The sequence below is a fragment of the Helicobacter salomonis genome (assembly GCF_017979425.1).
Lineage (GTDB): Bacteria > Campylobacterota > Campylobacteria > Campylobacterales > Helicobacteraceae > Helicobacter > Helicobacter salomonis.
The window spans coordinates 1-329 of record NZ_JAERIS010000060.1; the positions used below are offsets into that span (position 1 = coordinate 1).

Annotated in this window: 1 protein-coding gene; it reads left to right on the plus strand. The window is 41.9% G+C overall.

The genetic code is table 11. The annotated features are described in order from the left end of the window. On the plus strand, positions 1 to 329 hold a 329-nt coding region (locus KCO92_RS07265), incomplete at both ends, for a transposase (protein WP_210647491.1).

The following is a 329-nucleotide window of genomic DNA, read 5'->3' on the forward strand; positions in this document are numbered from 1 at the left end:
ACCGGCATTAAAGCGTTTGCTAGTCTATCTAATGGCTTACAGATACAAGCACCCAAGCCCTTAAATAGGCTGACAAGAGCGCTCAAAAGACTTAGCAGACAACTTAGTAAAAAACGGCATTCGAAAACCAAGAATGACGGAGTTAAGAAGTCGCGCAATTATCTTAAAGCCAGCTTGCGGCTGAATCGATTACACACCAAAATCGCCAACACCCGTAACGATTTCTTACACAAACTCAGCACCGCCCTAGTCAGGCACGCTAAAACCCTTTGTATGGAGAGTTTAAAAGTAAAGAATATGCTTAAAAACTCTAAACTAGCTAAGGCTTT